At 74.0% G+C, this 16916-nt stretch carries 13 protein-coding genes, 1 pseudogene and 1 riboswitch; of the genes and pseudogenes, 1 reads left to right on the plus strand and 13 read right to left on the minus strand.

What is annotated here, in order from left to right; genetic code table 11:
- From ABD994_RS16740 to ahcY, 6 genes and pseudogenes are all read right to left on the minus strand, one after another.
- Nucleotides 1-315: pseudogene (locus ABD994_RS16740) on the minus strand (ComF family protein); the annotation flags it as partial.
- Nucleotides 316-408: 93 nt separating this feature from the next.
- Nucleotides 409-2220 (minus strand): LpqB family beta-propeller domain-containing protein, encoded by a 1812-nt coding sequence (locus ABD994_RS16745; RefSeq protein ID WP_345417132.1) that lies wholly within the window; start codon nucleotides 2218-2220, stop codon nucleotides 409-411.
- Complete coding sequence (gene mtrB, locus ABD994_RS16750) at nucleotides 2217-3989, minus strand: MtrAB system histidine kinase MtrB (RefSeq protein ID WP_425550075.1); 1773 nt, start codon at nucleotides 3987-3989, stop codon at nucleotides 2217-2219. The genes ABD994_RS16745 and mtrB overlap by 4 nt, the downstream gene beginning before the upstream one ends.
- Nucleotides 3990-4083: 94 nt before the next feature.
- Nucleotides 4084-4761 carry an MtrAB system response regulator MtrA gene (mtrA, locus tag ABD994_RS16755; RefSeq protein ID WP_345417138.1) on the minus strand — a complete coding sequence of 226 codons (678 nt, stop codon included), beginning with the start codon at nucleotides 4759-4761 and terminating at the stop codon, nucleotides 4084-4086.
- Nucleotides 4758-5474, minus strand: coding sequence for a dTMP kinase (locus ABD994_RS16760; RefSeq protein WP_345417141.1), 717 nt, complete (start codon nucleotides 5472-5474; stop codon nucleotides 4758-4760). Before ABD994_RS16760 ends, mtrA begins: the two co-directional genes overlap by 4 nt.
- Nucleotides 5475-5904: 430 nt before the next feature.
- Entirely contained in the window at nucleotides 5905-7389 is a 1485-nt protein-coding gene (gene ahcY, locus ABD994_RS16765) for an adenosylhomocysteinase (protein ID WP_345417145.1), read from the minus strand.
- A 120-nt stretch (nucleotides 7390-7509) separates the two neighbouring features.
- Nucleotides 7510-7592, minus strand: a riboswitch (S-adenosyl-L-homocysteine riboswitch).
- Between the two features lie 271 nt (nucleotides 7593-7863).
- On the opposite strand from ahcY, the gene ABD994_RS16770 reads away from it, so the two are divergent.
- Nucleotides 7864-9498: a long-chain fatty acid--CoA ligase gene (locus tag ABD994_RS16770; RefSeq protein ID WP_345417148.1), complete on the plus strand. Its 1635-nt coding sequence runs from the start codon at nucleotides 7864-7866 to the stop codon at nucleotides 9496-9498.
- 65 nt (nucleotides 9499-9563) lie between these two features.
- Here the strand turns inward: ABD994_RS16770 and ABD994_RS16775 are convergent, their stop codons facing one another.
- The 7 genes from ABD994_RS16775 to ABD994_RS16805 all read right to left on the minus strand — a co-directional run bounded on the left by ABD994_RS16775 (nucleotide 9564) and on the right by ABD994_RS16805 (nucleotide 16911).
- Nucleotides 9564-11102 (minus strand): amino acid permease, encoded by a 1539-nt coding sequence (locus ABD994_RS16775; RefSeq protein ID WP_345417150.1) that lies wholly within the window; start codon nucleotides 11100-11102, stop codon nucleotides 9564-9566.
- Nucleotides 11103-11268: 166 nt separating this feature from the next.
- Nucleotides 11269-12225: a cation diffusion facilitator family transporter gene (locus ABD994_RS16780; RefSeq protein WP_345417153.1), complete on the minus strand. Its 957-nt coding sequence runs from the start codon at nucleotides 12223-12225 to the stop codon at nucleotides 11269-11271.
- 59 nt (nucleotides 12226-12284) lie between these two features.
- On the minus strand, nucleotides 12285-13499 hold the full coding sequence (gene manA / locus ABD994_RS16785) for a mannose-6-phosphate isomerase, class I (RefSeq protein ID WP_345417155.1): 1215 nt from the start codon (nucleotides 13497-13499) through the stop codon (nucleotides 12285-12287).
- 36 nt (nucleotides 13500-13535) lie between these two features.
- Nucleotides 13536-14672: a phosphoheptose isomerase family protein gene (locus ABD994_RS16790; RefSeq protein ID WP_345417158.1), complete on the minus strand. Its 1137-nt coding sequence runs from the start codon at nucleotides 14670-14672 to the stop codon at nucleotides 13536-13538.
- A gap of 5 nt (nucleotides 14673-14677) precedes the next feature.
- A complete protein-coding gene (locus tag ABD994_RS16795) occupies nucleotides 14678-14896 on the minus strand; it encodes a Trm112 family protein (protein ID WP_345417161.1) in 219 nt (72 codons plus the stop codon).
- 25 nt (nucleotides 14897-14921) lie between these two features.
- Nucleotides 14922-16367, minus strand: a complete 1446-nt coding sequence (locus ABD994_RS16800) for a phosphomannomutase/phosphoglucomutase (protein ID WP_345417162.1) — start codon at nucleotides 16365-16367, stop codon at nucleotides 14922-14924.
- 106 nt (nucleotides 16368-16473) lie between these two features.
- Nucleotides 16474-16911, minus strand: a complete 438-nt coding sequence (locus ABD994_RS16805; RefSeq protein WP_345417164.1) for a DUF3499 domain-containing protein — start codon at nucleotides 16909-16911, stop codon at nucleotides 16474-16476.
- Nucleotides 16912-16916 lie beyond the last annotated feature (5 nt).

Genomic DNA, 16916 nt, shown 5'->3' on the forward strand with positions numbered 1-16916 from the left:
GGGCGCGGGCACGATCGCCGCCGGCGGCACCGCGCCGGCGCGGAGCGCCCAGGCGACCAGGGCCGCGCGCGGGCGGGCGACCTCGCAGCGCCCGCGCTCCTTGTAGGCCAGCAGGACCTCGCGCGCGCTGCCCCGGTAGGGCGCCAGCGCGAGGACCGGGGGCAGCCCGGGCACGTCGAGCAGCGCCGGGTGCCGCCACCGCTCCCGGCACGCCGCGCACCAGCGCTCACCGGGCTCGCCGCACCCCGGGCAGGGGGCGGGGAGCAGGAGGTCGGCGAGGGCGAGCAGGCCGGCACCGAGGGGCGAGGGGTCCACCCCGGCAGCGTGACGCCGCGCGGACCCGCGGGGCGAGCACCGCCGCCGGGCCCGGGGACGCATCCGGGCGATGGGGACGGCCGCCGGCCCTGCTCAGCCCGGGTAGGCCGGCACCGTCCCCGCGGCGAAGCCCGGCACCGCCTGCCAGACGTCCCCGCTCGACGCGCTGCCGCCCAGCGGCAGGGTCCACGTCCCGCCCTGGTCGGCGACGACGATCGGACGCGCGGGGCTCGCGGCCACGGCCGTGACCGGCGGTGTCAGGTTCGTGGTGGGCAGCGGCTCGAGGTCCAGCCCGTCCACCGAGACCAGCGTGGCGGGGCGGTCGGCGCGGTTGCCGACGGCGACGAGCTGGTCGGTGCGCGTCCAGCCGACGTCGAGGACCTGGTCCAGCGACTCCGGGCGCAGCGGGGTGACCGAGCCGAGCCGGGCGCCGCCGGCCCCGTCGCGGGCGATCGCGGCCACGAACACCCGCCCGGACGCGACGACCGCGAGCCGCGAGCCGTCGGGCGACACGCGCAGCGCCGCCAGGGTCCCCGGCGCCCCGGGCGGGGCGAGCACCCCCGCCGCGGCGAGCCCGGAGGCGTCGACCGGCAGCGGGCGCACCGACCCGCCGGGCCGGTCCCGTGCGGCGCGCACCACCGTGGTGCTGTCGACCACCGACCACACCTCGGTCCCGTCCGGGGTCCACGACGGCCGGGCCAACGACCGGCCCTCGATCCCGCTGGGGGTCAGTTCGGCGCCGCCGGGTCCGGTGAGCAGGCGCGCGCGGGCGGCGCCCGGGCCGTCCTCGGCCACCACGGCGACGTCGCCGGCCCCGCTCGACGACGCCGACACCGCCCGGTACGTGCCGCGCCCCGCCGGGCCGCCCGCGGGCTCGCCGGACAGCAGGCGCAGCCGGCCCCCGTCGGCCACCAGCACCGGCAGGTCCGCCGCCCCCGACCCGCCGCCGACCGGGTCGACGGGCAGGTCGGGCCGCCGGGCGATCTCGGGGGGCAGCCCGGCGAGCACGTCACCGACACCGATCTCCGGGGTCGCGGGCAGCAACGGCTGCCCGTCGACGAGCAGGCGCACCCGCTCCACGCCGATGCCGGCCAGCGTGAACGCCACCTGCTGGGCGATCTCCCGGCGGCGGACGTCGTCGAGGGGGCCGGTGCGGGACAGGTCGACGACGGCCGTGCCCTCCGGGGTCAGCGCGACGTCCGAGGCCAGGGTCGTCCCCGCCGGCAGGGCGCTGACCGCGGCGCCGGCCAGCGCCTCCGACGGCCCCGACAGCAGGTACTGCATCGTGCGCGTCGGGACCGAGCGCGACGGGCTGGTCGCGAGGTAGCGGGGGTCGGAGACCGGCCCGGCGCGCTGGGTGTCGAGGAACCACGTGCGCACCGGCCGGGTGCTCGCCCGCAGGTCGGAGCGCCGCACGATGGTGCCGGTGGGCAGCGAGCTGATCCGCCACCCACCGTTCTGCTCGGTGAGGCCGACCTCCACCTCGACGGGCCGCACGCCGGCGACGAACACGCCCTCCGGGGTGAGCACGCCGAGCGCCGTGGCCCGGATCCGGACGGAGGCCTGACCCGCGGGCGTCGGGGCGTCACCGAAGACCGTGTCGACCTGGTCGTTGACGACGACCGGCGCCGCGCCGTCGTCCCAGGTCCCGGCGGCCTGCGGGGTGAGGAACGCCCGGGCGGCCTGGTGGCGCTCCGCGGTCGCGCCCGACGCGAGCACCCAGCCGCGCACCGTCTCCAGCGGGCCCGCGTCGCGGGCCGGGCCGGGCGGCGCGGTGGGCTCCGCGGCGTCGCCGACGCGACGCAGCACGGTGACGTCGGACGAGCCGGGGACGGTCGCGCAGGCCCCGGTGAGCACCGCCAGCACGAGCAGCACCAGCGGCAGCGCGGTCCGGGTGCGGCTCACCGGACCACCGACGAGGAGCCCGGGTCGGCGGGCGGGGCGGGCTCCGGGAGGGCGGCGTCCGCGTCGTGGGCCTCGCCCCCGTCGCCGTCGTCGTCGGGCGGGGGCAGCGCCGTGCCGGTGGTGGGCGCCGCGTCGTGGATGCCGGGCTCGGCGGCGGCCGGCGCGGCGGCCACCGGCAGCAACGGCAGCGGGCTGGTGCGCAGGCGCTCGCCGTGGCGCAGCGGCAGCGTCAGCCGGAACACCGCGCCGCGGTCGACCTCGCCCCACGCCTGTAGCCAGCCGCCGTGCAGGCGGGCGTCCTCGAGGCTGATCGCGAGCCCGAGGCCGGTGCCGCCGCTGCGGCGCTGGCGGGAGGGGTCGGCGCGCCAGAACCGGTTGAACACGAGCCCGGCCTCGCCGGGCCGCAGGCCGATGCCGTGGTCGCGCACCACGACGGCCAGCGCGCCGTCGTCGGCCGCGAGGCGCACCTCGATGGGCCGGCCCTCGCCGTGGTCGATGGCGTTGGCCAGCAGGTTGCGCAGGATGCGCTCGACGCGGCGCGGGTCGACCTCGGCGAGGACCGGCTCGCCGGGCTCGCCCCCCTGATCGACCCCCTGATCGACGAGGTCCAGCAGCAGCGGCGTGCCGGTCTCGTCGACGAGGTGGCGCACGGTCTCGGCCGCGCGGCGCACGACGGCGCCGACGTCGACCAGCTCGAGGCCCAGCTCGGCCATCCCCGCGTCCAGGCGGCTGATCTCCAGGAGGTCGCCGAGCAGGCCCTCGAAGCGGTCCAGCTCGTCGACCAGCAGCTGGGCCGCGCGGGCCCCGGTGCGGTCGTCCGGGTCGACCTGGGCGTGCAGCACCTCGGCGGCCATCCGGACCGTCGTCAGCGGCGTGCGCAGCTCGTGGCTGACGTCGGAGGTGAAGCGGCGCTGCAGCGCCCCGAACTCCTCGAGCTGGCGGATCTGCGACTGGATGCTCGCGGCCATCTCGTTGTACGACTCGGCCAGCCGCGCGACCTCGTCGTCGCCGTGCACCGGCATCCGCTCGTCGAGGTGCCCGTCGGCGAACCGTTCGGCGACGTCGGCGGCCTGGCGGACCGGGCGCACGACCTGCCGCGTCACCACCGACGAGATGCCGGCCAGGAGCACCAGCAGGACGCCGGCGGCGAGCGCGAGCGTGCTCTGGACGAGGGCCAGCGTGCGCTGCTCGGCCGAGAGCGGGAACAGCAGGTAGAGCTGCAGGTTCCGCCCGGCGGTGCGCACCGGCTGGCCGACCACGAGCGTCGGCACCGGCGCGGCCTGGCCCCGCGAGGCGACGGTGAGGTACTTGGTGGCCAGGAAGCCCTGCAGCACCGGCGCGCGCAGCTGGGGCGGGATGACCTCGGCCGGACCGGCGCTGACCTCGACGTTCGCGCCCCCGGGCACGGTGGGCAGCGCGCCGGGGACCGCGCCGACCGTGTCCGATCCCGCGATGAGCACGGCGTCGAACGCGCCGGCGTCGCTCGTGGGGTCGGAGCCGCGGGCCAGCCCGTCGGACCCGGAGTCCTGACCGTGGGTCGAGAGCCGGTCGAGCACGTCGTCGAGGACGGCCTGGGCGCCGTCGCGGTCCGGGTCGATGCGGGCGAGGTCGCGCTCGAGGGCCTGGCGGGAGATGTCGGCCTGGATGAGGGCGGCCTGCTCCTTGCCCTGCACCAGCCGGTCGGCGATCTGGGTCTGCAGCACGAGGCCGAGCACGGCGACGACCACGACGGACATCGCCAGCGTGGAGAGCACGACGCGCAGCTGCATCGAGCGCCGCCACAGCACGCGGACCTGGCCGACCCGCTCGGCGGTGAACCGGTCGAGGCGGCGGCGCAGGCCCGTCAGCACGGGGGCACCCCGATCAGGGCGGTCCGGCCTTGTACCCCACGCCGCGGACCGTCAGCACGACCTCGGGGTGCTCCGGGTCGACCTCGACCTTCGAGCGCAACCGCTGCACGTGCACGTTGACCAGCCGGGTGTCCGCCGCGTGGCGGTAGCCCCACACCTGCTCGAGCAGCACCTCGCGCGTGAACACCTGCCGCGGCTTGCGCGCGAGCGCCACCAGCAGGTCGAACTCCAGGGGCGTCAGCGGGATCGTGCGCCCGTCGCGGCGCACCTGGTGGGCCGGCACGTCGATCGTCACGTCGCCGATCTGCATCTGCTCGGCCGGCTCGGCCGGGAACTGGCGCAGCCGCGCCCGGATGCGCGCCACCAGCTCCTTGGGCTTGAACGGCTTGAGCACGTAGTCGTCCGCGCCGGACTCCAGCCCGAGGACGACGTCGACCGTGTCGGTCTTCGCCGTCAGCATGACCACCGGCACCCCCGACTCCGCCCGGATCGCCCGGCAGACGTCGATGCCGTTCATGCCCGGGAGCATGAGGTCGAGCAGCACCAGGTCGGGCGCGCTCTCGCGCAGGGCCGGCAGGGCCGACGTCCCGTCGCCCACCACCGTCGTCTCGAAGCCCTCGCCCTCGAGGACGATCGTCAGCATCTCCGCCAGCGAGGCGTCGTCGTCCACCACGAGGATCCGAGAGCTCATGTCTCAATGGTGTCACTTCTCACCGACGATCCGGGGGCGATATCGCCGGACGAACCACTTGACAGGCGTTCGGCGACCCAGGACTCCGCCGTTCGGGTGAGCGCTGCCCGCCCTTCGTCCGCCCCGACGACGGTCCACGGGGCGAGCCAGGCCCGGTCGACCAGCTGGTCGTACACGGCGGCGCAGCGCGCCTGCAGCGCGGCGTCGGACTCGTAGCCGTCGGGGGTGCGCGACGGGTCGGCCGCCGCGCGGTGGCGGACCCGCTGCGCGGCGAGCTCACCGGGCACGCGGACGAGCACCTGCGCGTCGGGCGCCGGCACCCCGAGGCGCCCGACCTCGAGCGCGCGCACCCACGCGACGAACGCCCCGTCGGCGTCCTCGCCGCGGCGGGCGGCGCCGTACGCGGCGTTGGAGGCGACGTAGCGGTCGACGAGCACGAGGTCGGCGGCGTCGCGGGCGGCCCGCAGTTCGTCCGCCGCGCCGGCGCGGTCGAGGGCGAAGAGCACGGCCATGGCGTGAACCGAACCCCGCAGGTCGCCGTGCTCCCCGTGCAGGGCCTCCCCCGCGAGCCCGGCGTGGACGTCGGCGTCGTAGCGGGGGAACGCGAGCGTGCGCACCGTGGCCCCGCGCGCCCGGGCCGCGTCCGCGAGCGCCGCGACGAGCGTCGCCTTGCCCGCGCCGTCGAGCCCCTCGACGGCCACCATCGCGCCCACGCGGGAAACCTAGACAGGGCCCCGTGAAACGAGCGAGGGGCCCCCTCGCTCGGGTAGACGGGCGAGGGGCGCCCCTCGACGGAACGCGGGCGACCGTCGCGCGCCCGTCGCCGGAGATCACGGGCACCTCAGCCACCTCGCCGCGCACCGACCGGTGCACCCGGTGCCCGTGATCTCTCGCGGACCACCCCGACGACGAGATCACCAGGGCGAAAAGCACGCCCCAGGGGTGCCCGGAAGTGCCTTTCGACCTGGTGATCTCCGCGCGGGGTGTCGGGAACGCGCGAAGGGCCCCCTCGCTCGAACGGATCGAGCGAGGGGGCCCTTCGGTCAGAACGCGATCACCACAGCCGGTGACGCCAGTGGCGCCGCAGGTCGGTAGGTGGTGCGACGGAGGAGCACCAGCTGCCGCATCTGCTTGGCGCGCAGCTCAGTAGCGGTAGTGATCCGGCTTGTACGGGCCCTCGACGTCGACGCCGATGTACTCGGCCTGCTCCTTGGTGAGCTTGGTCAGCTCCGCGCCGAGCGCCTCGACGTGGACCTTCGCGACCTTCTCGTCGAGGTGCTTGGGCAGGCGGTAGACGCCGAGCGGGTACTCGTCGTTCTTCGTGAACAGCTCGATCTGGGCGATCGTCTGGTTCGAGAACGAGTTCGACATGACGAAGCTCGGGTGCCCGGTGGCGTTGCCGAGGTTCAGCAGCCGGCCCTCGGAGAGCAGGATGATCGAGTGGCCGTCCTCGAAGCGCCACTCGTCGACCTGCGGCTTGATGTTGATCTTCGTCGCGCCGGACTTCTCCAGCTTCTCGACCTGGATCTCGTTGTCGAAGTGGCCGATGTTGCCCAGGATCGCCTGGTGCTTCATCCGCTTCATGTGGTCGAGGGTGACGATGTCCTTGTTGCCGGTCGTCGTGATGACGATGTCGGCCTCCTCGATGACGTTCTCGAGGACGTTGACGTCGTAGCCCTCCATGAGCGCCTGGAGCGCGCAGATCGGGTCCGACTCGGTGACCGTGACGCGGGCGCCCTGGCCGCGCAGCGACTCGGCCGAGCCCTTGCCGACGTCACCGAAGCCGCAGATGACGGCCTTCTTGCCGGAGATCAGCACGTCGACGGCGCGGTTGATGCCGTCGACCAGCGAGTGGCGGCAGCCGTACTTGTTGTCGAACTTCGACTTGGTGACCGAGTCGTTGACGTTGATCGCCGGGAACAGCAGCTTGTCGTCGTTGAAGAACTCGTACAGGCGGTGGACGCCCGTCGTGGTCTCCTCGGTGACGCCCTTGATGCCGGACGCGACCTTCGTCCAGTGCTGCGGGTCCTCCTCGAGCGAGCGGCGCAGCGTGGCGAGCACGACCTGGTACTCGGCCGGGTCCTCGGCGGTGACGCTGGGGACGACGCCGGCCTTCTCGAACTCGACGCCCTTGTGGACGAGCATCGTGGCGTCGCCGCCGTCGTCGAGGATCATGTTCGGGCCGCGGGTGTCCGCATCCTTCCACGCGAGCATCTGCTCGGCGCACCACCAGTACTCCTCCAGCGTCTCGCCCTTCCAGGCGAAGCAGGAGATGCCCTTGGGCTCCTCGGGGGTGCCGTGGGGGCCGACGACGACCGCGGCGGCCGCGTGGTCCTGCGTGGAGAAGATGTTGCAGGAGGCCCAGCGCACCTCGGCGCCGAGCTCCACCAGCGTCTCGATGAGCACGGCGGTCTGCACCGTCATGTGCAGCGAGCCGGAGATCCGCGCGCCGTGCAGCGGCTTGGCCTCGGCGTACTCGCGGCGCAGGGCCATCAGGCCGGGCATCTCGTGCTCGGCCAGCCGGATCTCGCGGCGCCCGAAGTCGGCCTCCGCGAGGTCGGCGACGGCGAAGTCGATGCCGTTCTTCTCGGCGTACTTCTCGGTGACGGTGCCCACTGCGTTCGTCATGACTCCTCGTCTTCTCGGGTGTCTCGGTGGCGGACCGCGGCGCGGGCCGTGACGGGGTGTGTCTCGACCGGTGGACGGGACACACCGGGAGGTCACGGACTGCCGAGCACGGTTCACCACCATCTGCAGGCGCCCTTGCGATGGTGCGGACCACTGCCGAGCGTGGCGGACCCGCGGGGTCCGTTGCAGCGCCACTCGACAGCTTCCGTTCGCACGAGGTGTGCGATCGATGCCGTGCACCAAGGCAAACACAGGGCCCATACCCGGTCAACCGCGACGCGCCCCCGCGCGGGCGCGTGGGGCGGCGTCTGCGCAGGTCGTCGCCCGGGTCCGGCACGGGGCGTCTCCCGGGTCACACCGCTCGACCACGCGGGGTGACGGAGCGGGCGCCGACCGCGGCGAGAGGGTGAGATCGGGCGTTCGGTCCGTAATATGCGTGATCGGAACCACACGAGAGCTCAGGAGGCCACGGACGTGCTCGGACAGATGCAGGACTACCCACTCGCCCTGCCCCACGTGTTCCACCGCGCCGAGCAGCTCTTCGCCCACAAGCCCATCGTCGGCGTGGGCGCGGGCGGCACGGTGCACCGCAGCGACTACGCCACCTGGGCCGAGCGGGTGCGGCGCGCCGCGGCGGCGCTGGACACCCTCGGCGTCTCGGCCGAGGGCCGCGTGGGCACGTTCTGCTGGAACAGCCCGGCGCACCTCGAGCTGTACTTCGCGGTGCCGTGCAGCGGGCGGGTGCTCCACACGCTGAACATCCGGCTCTTCACCGAGCAGCTGATCTACATCGCGAACCACGCCGAGGACGAGGTCGTCTTCGTCGACCGGTCGCTGTTCGGCCAGTTCTGGCCGCACGTCGACGAGATGACGACGGTCCGCAAGGTGATCGTCATCGAGGACGGCGCGGAGACCGAGATCCCCGACGACGAGCGCATCGTGCACTACGAGGAGCTGCTCTCCTCGGTGGAGCCGTACGAGGGCCGCTTCGAGATCGCGGACGAGAACCAGGCCGCGGCCATGTGCTACACCTCGGGCACCACCGGCAACCCCAAGGGCGTCGTCTACTCCCACCGCTCGACGGTGCTGCACTCCATCGCCGTGCTGATGGCCGACGTCGCCGGCCTGGTCGAGCGCGACGTCCTGCTGCCGATCGTGCCGATGTTCCACGCCAATGCCTGGGGCACGCCGTACGCGGCGGTGTTCGCCGGGTCCTCGCTCGTCATGCCGGGGCCGAACATGACGCCGAAGGCCATCGCCGGCATCCTGCGCGACCACCGGATCACCGTGACCGCGGGCGTCCCGACCATCTGGATGGGCGTGCTGCCCGAGCTCTCCGAGGGCGACCTGCCCGACCTGCGCCTGCTGCTCTGCGGCGGCTCGGCGGTGCCCAAGTCGCTGTCCGAGGCGTGGCGCCAGAAGATCGGCCTGCCGATCACCCAGGCCTGGGGCATGACCGAGACCAGCCCCATCGCCACCACGGGCGTCCTCAAGAGCGTCCACGACGGGCTGTCCGACGACGAGCTCGCCGACGTCCGCGCGACGGCCGGCACACCCTCGCCGCTGGTGGACCTGCGCATCTGCGACCCGGACACGGGCGAGGTGCTGCCCTGGGACGGCGAGACCTCCGGCGAGCTGCAGGCCGCCGGCCCGTGGATCGCGGCGTCGTACTACCGCAACGAGGACGGCGGCAAGCAGTTCACCGAGGACGGCTGGCTCAAGACCGGGGACGTCGCGGTGATCGACCGCTACGGCTACGTCAAGCTCGTCGACCGCACCAAGGACCTGGTCAAGTCCGGCGGCGAGTGGATCTCCTCGGTGGACCTCGAGAACGAGATCATGTCGATGGAGGGCGTGGCCGAGGCGGCCGTCATCGCCATCCCCGACGAGAAGTGGTCCGAGCGCCCGCTGGCCTGCGTCGTGCCCAAGCAGGGGGTGGAGCTCACCCGCGAGGCCGTGCTGGAGCACATCGCGTCGCGCGTGGCCAAGTGGCAGGTGCCCGACGACGTCGTCTTCATCGACGAGGTTCCCAAGACCTCGACGGGCAAGTTCTCGAAGAAGACGCTGCGCGAGAAGTTCGCCGGCCACCAGGCGCCCGCCAAGGCCTGACCCGCATGACGAAGGGCCCCGTCCGGCGACCGGACGGGGCCCTTCGTCGTGTTCCCGTGGACGCGCTACATCGGTTGGGTCGGGCGTGCGGCCGGCTTCTCGAGGCCACGCTCCCGGCGGCCGACCACGGAGTGGCTCTTGCCGTAGGTGAAGTAGATGACCGCGCCGATGAGCATCCAGACGATGAACCGGATCCAGGTCTCCGCCGTCAGGTTGATCATCAGCCAGAGACACGAGACCACGGCGAGGATCGCCACGATCGGCAGGCCCCGGACCACGAAGGTGCGGGGCAGGTCCGGTTGCTTCACCCGCAGCACCCAGGTGCCGATCGCCACCAGCACGAACGCGAACAGCGTGCCGATGTTGACCATCTCCTCGATCACCGTGGCGTCGAAGAAGCCGGCCAGGATCGCGCACAGCACGCCGATGATGACCGTGATCGTCGACGGGGTGTCGAAGCGGCCGGTGCGCGCGAGGCCGCGCGGGAGCAGGCCGTCGCGGCTCATCGCGAAGAACACCCGGCTCTGGCCGAGCATCAGCACGAGGACCACGGTCGTCAGGCCGGCCAGGGCGCCGACCGAGATGATCGTCGAGGCCCAGCCGGCGCCGACGATCTGGAAGGCGGTGGCCAGCGTGGCCGTGTCGTCGGTGCCCGGCGGGGTCTTGAGCTGGGTGTAGCTGACCATGCCGGTCAGCACGAGCGCGGTCAGCACGTAGAGCACGGTGACCACGCCCAGCGAGCCCAGGATGCCGCGCGGGAGGTCCTTCTGCGGGTTCTTGGTCTCCTCCGCGGTGGTGGACACCGCGTCGAAGCCGATGAAGGCGAAGAACACGAGCGACGCGCCGGCGAGCAGCCCGAAGGCGCCGTAGGTGCTGCCGTCGCTACCGAAGATCAGCGAGAGCAGCGAGGAGTCCAGGCCGGAGCCGCCCTCCTGGGGCGCCTCCGCCGGCGGGATGAACGGCGAGTAGTTGGCCCAGCGGATGAACGTGGCGCCCACGACGATGACGAACAGCACCACGAGCACCTTGGTGATCGTGAGGATCGCGCTGACACGGCTGGAGAGCTTGATGCCGAGCACCAGGACGACGGTGAGCACCGCGATGACGAGCACCGCGCCCCAGTCGAACGTCGTGATCCCGATGTCCACCTTGGCCGAGCCCGGCAGCCCGACCGCCTCGAAGACCTGGCCGAGGTACTTCGACCAGCTCTTGGCCACCGTCGCCGCGCCGAGCGCGTACTCGAGGATGAGGTCCCAGCCGATGATCCAGGCGATGAACTCGCCGAACGTGGCGTAGGAGAACGTGTAGGCGCTGCCCGCCACCGGCACCGTCGAGGCGAACTCGGCGTAGCACAGGCCCGCGAACCCGCAGGCGATCGCGGCGATGACGAAGGCGATCGACACCGCCGGTCCGGAGACGTCGCCGGCCACGCGGGCGGTGATCGTGAAGATGCCGGCGCCGACCAGGACGGAGACGCCGAAGATCGTCAGGTCGATCCAGCTGAGATCCCGCCGGAGCCGGTGCTCCGGCTCGTCGGTGTCCGCGATGGACTGTTCGACCGACTTGGTCCGGAACAAGGCGGACCGTGGTTCCGTCGACGTCATGGAGCCCTCCCACTCGCGGTGTGCCGGAGCCCGGGGACATCGCGGACGACCCCCGTGTGCGGGCGGCACCTTACGCCCGTGTGAGGTCCGGAGAGCACGGACACGACAGGATCGGTGACCGCGCGTTCACCTGGGGTGACCTGTTGAGGGGTACGAGCTGCGCCGCTCAGCCGGGTGTGGGGTCGAGCGACTCGTCGATCCCGGCGTCGGAGCCGGTGCGGTCGAGGTCCGGCTCGAGGTAGACGATCCGGGCCTCCGGCACGGCCTCCCGCAGCCGGGCCTCGGCGTGGTCGATGGCCTCGGCGACGGTCTCGGTCGGCAGCGAGGCCGACACCGCGATCTTGGCCGCGACCAGCAGCTCCTCGGGGCCGAGGTACTGCGTGCGCAGGTGGATGACCCGCTCGACGGGACCGCCGACGAGCGCGCCGGTGATGGTGTTGGCCGTGCGGTTGCTGACGCCCTCGCCGATGAGCAGGCTCTTCGTCTCCACGATGAGGACGATCGCGATCGCGCCGAGCAGCACGCCGATGCAGATCGTGCCGATGGCGTCGAAGACGACGTTGCCGGTCAGCACCGACAGACCGACGCCGAGCAGGGCCAGCACCAGCCCGATGAGCGCCCCGAAGTCCTCGAGCAGCACGACGGGCAGCTCGGGGTTGGTGGCGGTGCGGATGAACCCCCACCACGTCTGGTCGCCCTTGAGCTCGCGCGACTCCTTGACCGCGGTGCGGAAGCTGAAGCCCTCGAGGCCGATGGCGACCACGAGGATCACGACGGCCACGACCGGGCTCGTGAGGTCCTCGGACTCGCCGGTGAGCTTGTGGATGCCCTCGTAGAGGGCGAACACCGAGCCCAGCGTGAAGATGAGCAGGGCCACGACGAACGCGTAGAAGAAGCGGTCGCGCCCGTAGCCGAACGGGTGCTCCGAGGTGGCCTTGCGGCTGGCCGTGCGGCGCCCGAGCAGCAGCAGGCCCTGGTTGCTGGTGTCGGCCACCGAGTGCACGCCCTCGGCGAGCATCGACGACGAACCCGTGATCGCGAAGCCGATGAACTTGGCCACGGCGATGCCGGCGTTCGCCGCCAGCGCGGCGATGATCGCCTTGCCGCCTCCGGATGCGGACACGGGGCTCCTCCAGGGATGGACCGGGCGGGTGGTGCGGGTGACGGTAGCGCGCGTCGCCCCTACAGCCCGTCGGCGGCGGCGAACGCGAGGGCCGGCCCGTCCACCGGCGCGACGGTGACCGGGCCGTCGCACGCCGGCAGCCACGCGGCCGACCCGCGTGGCACGTCGTGGGTCTGGCCGCGCCGCGAGCGCAGCCGCACGGTGCCCTCGACGGTGACGACGATGCGCGGGCCCTCGAGCCCCAGCTCGGCCTCGCCCTCGCCACCGCCGGAGAACGCGGCGCGGGCGAGGCTGAAGTACTCCGACGGCGTGTACCGCCGCACCGGGCCGTGGCCCTCCCCCGGGAGGAGCGTGGGGGTGCCGGGCGCGAAGTCGAGCACGCGCAGCAGCTCGGGCACGTCGACGTGCTTGGGCGTCAGCCCGCAGCGCAGGACGTTGTCGGAGTTCGCCATGAGCTCGACGCCGGCACCGGCCAGGTAGGCGTGCGGCGAGCCCGCGGGCTGGTAGAGGCACTGACCCGGCGCGAGCACGACGCGGTTGAGCAGCAGGGCGGCGAGGACGCCGGCGTCGCCGGGGTAGCGCTCGCCGAGGTCGAGCAGCGTGCGGGCCTCGGTGGTGAACTCCCCGTGGGCGCGCACCAGCGCGACGCAGCCGTCGAGCAGCGCGGGCACCAGCTCGTCGACCGCGCGCTGGGGCAGCGTGATCCAGGTGGTGAACAGCGCGCGCAGGCCGTCGGCGTCCGGCTGCGCGGCGAGCAGCTCGGTGTGGTGGTCCAGGGCCCGGACGTCGAGGGCCCGCAGCAGCCGCACCGTCTGCGCGGCGTCGCGGAACCCGGCCAGCGCGTGGAACTCGGTGAGCGCGCACAGCAGCTCGGGCTTGGGCAGCGGGTCGGGGTAGTTGCGCTCGGCCGCCGTACGGGGCACCCCCGCCGCCTCCTCGCGGGCGTAGCCCGCCGCGGCCTGCTCGGCCGACGGGTGCGCCTGCAGGCTGAGGGGCTCGTCGGCCGCGAGCACCTTGAGCAGGTAGGGCAGCCGGTCGGACCACCGCTGCCGGCGCGCCGGGCCGAGCGAGCCCGTCGGGTCGGCGGCCAGCACGTCGGCGAGCGTGCGGTCGCCGGCGTCCGTCCCGTTCAGCCGCGACGGCTCGTCGCGGTGGGCGCCGAGCCAGAGCTCGGCCTGCGGGTGCGGCGACGGGACCTCCTCGCCGAGCAGCTCGGCCAGATGCGTCCGGGAGCCCCACGCGTACGTGCGCACGCTGCCCCTGAGGACCTCCACGCGAGTCCCCTCCGTGTCGTGTGGTGGTGCGGGTGCCTAGGTCGTGCTGGTCCAGACGTCCGGACCCGGGACCCGCGCCCCCAGCGCGAGCCCGAGGTAGACCGCCGTGAAGTCCAGCCGGGTGGCCAGCACGGCCGCGCGCAGCGCGTCCGGGACCGCCCCCTCCCCGGCCAGGTCGACGTCGTCGATCTCCAGGACGTCCGCGCCCGGGTGGCGGGCACCGACGTCGGACACCAGCCGCCGCACCGCGAGGTCCTCGCGGACGGCCAGCAGCACCAGCCGCGGCGGCGGTGCCGCCGGGGCCGGGTCGTCGAAGGGGTCGGCGAAGATCGACGCCTCCCCGGAGCCCTCCTGCAGGCGCGCCCGCAGCGCGGGCTGCGCGCTCGCCGCGGCCACCGACGTGGCCTGGGCGACCACGCCGGCGTGCGTGGCCAGCACCGTCGCCCCGTAGCCGGCGAGCAGGCCCGCGACCGGGTCGGCCCCCCACAGCAGCGGCGTGCGCTCCGCGAGCCGCAGCGCCAGGCTCTTCGCCGGGTTGACGAACGCCTCCCCGCGCGGCCCGTCGCGCTCGGCCTCGGCGTCCAGCCGGTCGGCGAGCGACCCGAGGTCGAGGTCGAGCAGGTCCAGCGCCTTCGCGACCGCCAGCCCCGTGGCCAGCACGGTGGCGGTGTCGAGGCCGTCGAGGTCCTCGCCGGGCACGCCCAGCACGAGCCGCGGTGTCACGGCCAGCACCCGGCCGGCCCCGGCCGCCGCGGCCGGGCCCTCCCCGGGGCCGCCGAGCACCACGTGGGCGCCGCGGCGCACGGCGCGGTGCACCGACTCCGCGACGTCGGCCTCCACCGGGTCGCCCTCGCGGCCCCGGTGGGTGCCGACGACGACGTCGAGCGGTCCGAGCCACGGCGGCGCCACGCCGGTGACGATCACCGGGAGCGGGGCGGTCGGGGTGAGTAGCGCGGCGAGCAGGCGGCACGCCGACTCCGTGGTGCCCGGCCGCGTGAGCAGCACGAGCGCGCGCGGGCGCAGCCCGGCCAGCTCGCGCTCCAGGCCGACGTCGGCCGCCGCCTGCGCGGTGGCCCGCACCTGGGCGCCGGCGGTCGCGACCGCGCGCAGCACGCCGTCGCGGTCGGCGGCGAGCAGCCGCGTCTCGTCCGAGAGCAGGGCGTCGTCGAGCACGCGCCTCAGCCCCTCTGGTCGTTCGGCTCCGCCGCCGGCCCCCCGCTCGCCTCCGACAGCAACAGCACCGGGATCCCGTCGGTGACCGGGTAGCGGCGGTCGCACGCGGTGCACGTCAGCGCCGCGGCGTCGGGGTCGTCGGGCGTGCCGGGCCGCAGCTCCCCGTGGTCGGGCGCGGGGCACGCCAGGATGTCGAGCAGGTCGGGGTCCAGACCGAGCGGCATGGTGACCAGTCTCCTCTCGGTCGGGTCAGCCGCGCACGAGCGCGAGCACCTCGTCGCGCAGCGCGGCCACGGCCTCGTCGTCGGCGGCCTCGACGTTGAGGCGCAGCAGCGGCTCGGTGTTCGACGGGCGCAGGTTGAACCAGGAACCAGCCTGATCTCCTGTGGCGGGTAGGGACACCGTGAGGCCGTCGAGGTCGTCGGTGGTGACGCCGTCGCGCTCGCCGAACGTCTGCTCGACCCGCGCCATCACCGCCCGCGGGTCGTCCACCGTGGAGTTGACCTCGCCGGAGGCCGCGTAGCGGGAGTACTGCGCCATCAGCTCCGAGAGCGGGCGGTCCTGCTCCCCCAGCGCGGCCAGGACGTGCAGCGCGGCCAGCATCCCGGAGTCCGCGCGCCAGAAGTCGCGGAAGTAGTAGTGCGCCGAGTGCTCCCCGCCGAAGACGGCGCCGGTCTCGGCCATCGTGGCCTTGATGAACGAGTGCCCGACCCGCGACCGCACGGCGGTGCCGCCGTTCTCGTCGATGATCTCGGGCACCGCGCGCGAGGTGATGAGGTTGTGGATCACCGTCGAGCCGGGGTGCTTGGCCAGCTCGCGCGTCGCCACGAGCGCGGTGATGGCGCTCGGGCTGACCGCGTCGCCCTGCTCGTCGACGAGGAACACCCGGTCGGCGTCACCGTCGAAGGCCAGCCCGGCGTCCACCCGGCCGAGCGTCATGACCTCGCGCTGGAGGTCGCGCAGGTTGTCCGGGTCGAGCGGGTTGGCCTCGTGGTTGGGGAACGAGCCGTCGAGCTCGAAGTAGAGGGGGTAGACCTCGATCGGGAGCGGGTCGAGCACCGCGGGCACGGTGTAGCCCGCCATGCCGTTGCCCGCGTCGACGACGACCGAGAGGTTCCGGATGCCCGACAGGTCGACCAGCGAGCGCAGGAACGCCGCGTAGTCGTCGCGCAGGTCGCGGTGGGTGACCGAGCCGCGCTCGGTCGGCTCGTCGGGCAGGACCTCGCCGGGCCCGCGGTCGAGCAGCGCCGCGATCTCGTCGAGCCCGGAGTCCTGGCCCACCGGCGACGCCCCGGCCCGGCAGAGCTTGATGCCGTTGTAGGTCGCGGGGTTGTGGCTCGCGGTGAACATCGCGCCGGGCATCTCCAGCGCCCCGGAGGCGTAGTACATCATGTCCGTGCTGGCCAGGCCGATGTGCACGACGTCGACCCCGAGCCCGGTGACCCCGTCCGCGAACGCCTCGGCGAGCTCCGGCGACGACTCGCGCATGTCGTGCGCGACGACGACCGCCTTGCCCCCGCCCAGCCCGCTGCCGGTGCCGTGGGCCTCCTCGTCGAGCAGCAGCCGCGCGTACGCCGCACCCACGTCGCGCACGAACGTCGCGTCGAGCTGGGAGCCCACCAGGCCGCGGATGTCGTAGGCCTTGACGACCTGGCCGATCACCTGGGCGCGGTCGGGCGCCGTGTCCTGAGCCACGCCGGGGAGCCTATCGGCCCCAGCCGAGGGCCCGCGCCCGCCGGGCGGCCCTGTCCGCCGAACGGTGACGCTGCCGCCGCGCAGGTTTCGGGGGCCTCCCGGCAGCTCAGGAGGACGCGGGGTCCGGCAGCACCCGCAGGTGACCCCGCCGGCCCGTCGGCGCGCTGGGCATCCCGGCCGGCGACACCGGGGGCGGCGGCAGCGCGCCCCCGAGGCCCTGCCCGGCGGTGATGCGCGCGCGGCCGTCGCCGGGCCGGTCCGACAGCGGGCGGTCGGCCCGGCCCGCCTCGCGGACGGCCTCGGCGAGGGCGGTGAGGTCGTCGGCCGACGGCTCGGACGGGAAGTCGCCCTCGTAGCGCACGACCTCCCAGCCGCGCGGCGCGGTGAGGCGGACGGCGTGGCGCTCGCAGAGGTCGTAGGAGTGCGGCTCGGCGCTCGTCGCCAGCGGACCGACCACGGCGGTCGAGTCCGAGTAGACATAGGTCAGGGTGGCCACGGCCGCGTGACCACACCCGGTCCGTGAGCACTTCCGCACTCCTCGCACGCGAC

It is taken from the genome of Actinomycetospora chlora, assembly GCF_039542135.1.
Taxonomy (GTDB): domain Bacteria; phylum Actinomycetota; class Actinomycetes; order Mycobacteriales; family Pseudonocardiaceae; genus Actinomycetospora; species Actinomycetospora chlora.

What these genes read in the sequence shown, in the direction of transcription:
- ABD994_RS16795 (WP_345417161.1), bottom strand. Translation starts at nt 14,896, where the DNA reads ATGCCGCTCGGTCTGGACCCCGACCTGCTCGACATCCTGGCGTGCCCC.
- ahcY (WP_345417145.1), bottom strand. Translation starts at nt 7,389, where the DNA reads ATGACGAACGCAGTGGGCACCGTCACCGAGAAGTACGCCGAGAAGAAC.
- ABD994_RS16775 (WP_345417150.1), bottom strand. Translation starts at nt 11,102, where the DNA reads ATGACGTCGACGGAACCACGGTCCGCCTTGTTCCGGACCAAGTCGGTC.
- mtrA (WP_345417138.1), bottom strand. Translation starts at nt 4,761, where the DNA reads ATGAGCTCTCGGATCCTCGTGGTGGACGACGACGCCTCGCTGGCGGAG.
- mtrB (WP_425550075.1), bottom strand. Translation starts at nt 3,989, where the DNA reads ATGCAGCTGCGCGTCGTGCTCTCCACGCTGGCGATGTCCGTCGTGGTC.